The organism is Mesorhizobium sp. M7A.F.Ca.CA.001.08.2.1, assembly GCF_003998455.1.
GTDB lineage: Bacteria > Pseudomonadota > Alphaproteobacteria > Rhizobiales > Rhizobiaceae > Mesorhizobium > Mesorhizobium ciceri.
In genome coordinates this window covers 1-2,819 of record NZ_RZPW01000778.1, presented here as the reverse complement: position 1 = coordinate 2,819, position 2,819 = coordinate 1, and the positions used below count along the sequence as shown (strand labels likewise).

2 protein-coding genes and 2 pseudogenes are annotated in these 2,819 nt (G+C 64.2%); 3 read left to right on the top strand and 1 reads right to left on the bottom strand.

Going from position 1 to position 2,819, the window contains the following annotated elements; all coding sequences use genetic code 11:
* Positions 1-130, bottom strand: a pseudogene (locus EN914_RS39495) (glycosyl transferase); the annotation flags it as partial.
* Positions 131-302: 172 nt separating this feature from the next.
* Here EN914_RS39495 and EN914_RS30730 point away from each other — a divergent pair.
* The 3 genes and pseudogenes from EN914_RS30730 to EN914_RS30720 all read left to right on the top strand — a co-directional run.
* The gene (locus tag EN914_RS30730; RefSeq protein WP_024504803.1) at positions 303-1,301 is read left to right on the top strand and encodes a glycosyltransferase family 2 protein; all 999 of its coding nucleotides are present in this window, start codon (positions 303-305) and stop codon (positions 1,299-1,301) included.
* Positions 1,270-2,604, top strand: coding sequence for an O-antigen ligase (locus EN914_RS30725; RefSeq protein ID WP_024504802.1), 1,335 nt, complete (start codon positions 1,270-1,272; stop codon positions 2,602-2,604). Before EN914_RS30730 ends, EN914_RS30725 begins: the two co-directional genes overlap by 32 nt.
* Before the next feature lie 60 nt (positions 2,605-2,664).
* A pseudogene (locus EN914_RS30720) lies at positions 2,665-2,819 on the top strand (NAD(P)-binding domain-containing protein); the annotation flags it as partial.

Sequence of the window (2,819 nt, the reverse complement as noted above, 5' to 3'; positions counted from 1 at the left end):
AGGTAAAGCCGATGACGGTGACGCGCGCGCCAGCGCGCCGCAAGGCAGCGATGATCGCAGCGTTGGCGATCTCGTAGCCCGAGGCGAGAGCGCCGTCGGGCACGATCGATGTGGCGAACAGCAGATGCATCTTACCTATCCAGTGGTGTAGCCGGTAGCAAAGTGCGGTGAACCCTTGATTAAGCCTGCACATTCGACGGCCGAAAGCCGCTGCCTGGCGGGCTTCTCCGTACAAGGTGATTAACGAAACCTTATCAACCGTGGTGCTACCAGAGCCCAACTCACCATGTGGCTGGACACGGATGATCCCTTTGCCATCGGACGGTTCGGTATCGGTCGCGGGACGCACGCCGCGGCTTGACGTCGAGGCCGTCGAAGCCGTCGTCACCTTGCCGACCTTCAAGCGTCCCGAGCAGGTGCTGGAAACGCTGGCGTCGCTGCGCGCGCAGCAAACCGGCAGGCGCTTTGCCGTGATCGTCATGGAGAACGAAGCCGAGGCGCGGGCCGGCGCCAAGGCGGCGCTGCCGCTGTTCGAGCGGGGCGAAATGCCGGGCCTGGTGATCATCGCGCACGAGCGCGGCAATTGCAGCGCCTACAATGCCGGCTGGCAGACGGCGATCCTGCAATTCCCGAACTTCAGGCATCTGCTGGTCATCGACGATGACGAGATCGCCGATCCGCAGTGGCTGGAGCGGATGTGCCGGGCTGCCGAAACGCTCGGCGCGGATATTGTCGGCGGCCCACAGGTGCCCGTGTTTGCCGACCCCGCCCATGCGCGATGGGCCGAGCATCCGGTGTTCGCGCCGCCTTATCGGGAAACCGGACGCGTGCCGGCGCTCTATTCGTCCGGCAATCTTCTGGTCGGGCGCAACGTGCTGATCGCCATGGGTCCGCCCTTTCTCGATCTCAGATTCAACTTCATGGGCGGCGGCGATTCCGACTTTCTCAGCCGGTCGGCGCAAAAGGGCTTTGTTCTGGGTTGGTGCGCCGAGGCCAAGGTGCTGGAAACCGTTCCGGCGCGGCGTATCGAAGCCGACTGGATCCGTGCCCGCAGCCTGCGCAACGGCGTCATCTCGACACTGGTCGAAAAGAAGAAGCGCGCCGGCACGCCAATGGCCGGCGCCAAAGTGTTGTTGAAGAGCCTGGCACTGCTTGCCGCCTCGCCGTTTCGCGGCCTGATCCGGCTGGCGCGGACCGGATCGCCTGATATCGCCATCTACCCCGTCCATGTGGCGCTGGGCCGCGTGCTGGCCGAATTCGGATATGCCAATGAGCAATACCGCCAGCCTGAGAAAAACTGAGCGCGCGCCGCTCAGCGACGCGTTCACGCGCGAAGGCGTGGCCACCGCCATTGCCGCGCTGCTGTTCACCGTCATCATGGTGTCCTTCAGGCCGTTCCAGCCGGGCGGCGCCGAACTCACCGGTCAAGGTGGCGACATCGTCAACCAGCTTGGCTTCGGTTCGCTCGGCGCCATGTCGATCTTCTCGCTGATGGCCTTTGCCGATCCGCGCGTGGTGCGCTCGCTGCTCAGCCCGTCCTGGGTGCTGATGCTGGGCTTCTTTTTCCTCTCGGTGATCCTGTCGACCGATCCGCCTTCGGCGATGCGCGCCGCCTCCTTCACGCTGATCGGCATCCTGACGATGGCGACGATCCTGGTGCTGCCGCGCGACGCCGAGGCCTTCTCGAAGGTGATCATCTTCACCGCTGTCGTGATCATGGGCCTTTCCTATCTCGGCCTCATCGTCTTTCCGCACGAGGCAATGCACACCGCCGACTCGCAGGAGCCCGAGCATGCCGGCCTGTGGCGCGGCGTGTTCACCCACAAGAACATCGCCGGGCCGATCATGGCCTGCCTCAGCTTCGCAGGCCTCTATCTCTACCGGCGCGGACAGCGCTACTGGGGCGCCGGGATCTTCTTCGTGGCGATGATCTTCATGCTGCACACCGGCTCCAAGACGACCGCCGGCCTGGTGCCGTTCTCGATCCTGATCGTGATGTTCCCGAGCCTGATAGGCATGCGGCTCGGCACGCCGATCCTGTTTGCGCTGGCGATCATCGCCACGGCGGTCGGCACGCTGGGCATCGTCTTCCTGCCGCCGGTAAAACATCTGGCGGCGATCTACTTCCCCGGCATGACCTATACCGGCCGCACGACGCTGTGGGAGTTCGCCGGCAGCATGCTGGCGAAGAAGCCGTGGACCGGCTACGGCTATGAGAGCTTCTGGGGCACGCCGCTCTTGCTCAACCAGGACCAGCCCTTCGACCGGCCGTGGGACATCCGGACCATCGTGCACGGCCATGACGGTTATCTCGACATCGCCGTGCTGATGGGCATTCCGGCACTGTGCGTGGCGGTCTACACCTTCCTGATCGCGCCGCTGCGCGATTACATGCGCATTCCGTTGCGCAGGGAAAACATCTTTCTCGGCGACTTCTTCATGATGGTGGTGCTGTTCACGGCGCTGAACGCCTTCCTCGAAAGCTTCTTCTTCCATCGCGGCGACCCGGTCTGGCTGTTCTTCGTGCTCGGCGTGCTTGGCCTCAGGCAAGTGTCGCTGCGGCCAATCGCGGTGCGCGATCCCGATCGTGGCTCGCGATCCTGACAGGGCTTCCCCAGGGAAGCGCCAGCGTCTATGTGAAGGCCTTCATTCGGAGGGCTTTCGATGACGATCAGGCTTGTTCTCGCCGGCTGCGGCAATATGGGCTACGCTATGCTCTCGGGCTGGCTGAAATCCGGCAAGCTTGCGCCGTCGGCGGTTTTCGTGGTCGAGCCCAATGCCGATCTGCGCAATCGCGCGGCAGCGCTGGGCTGCGCGAC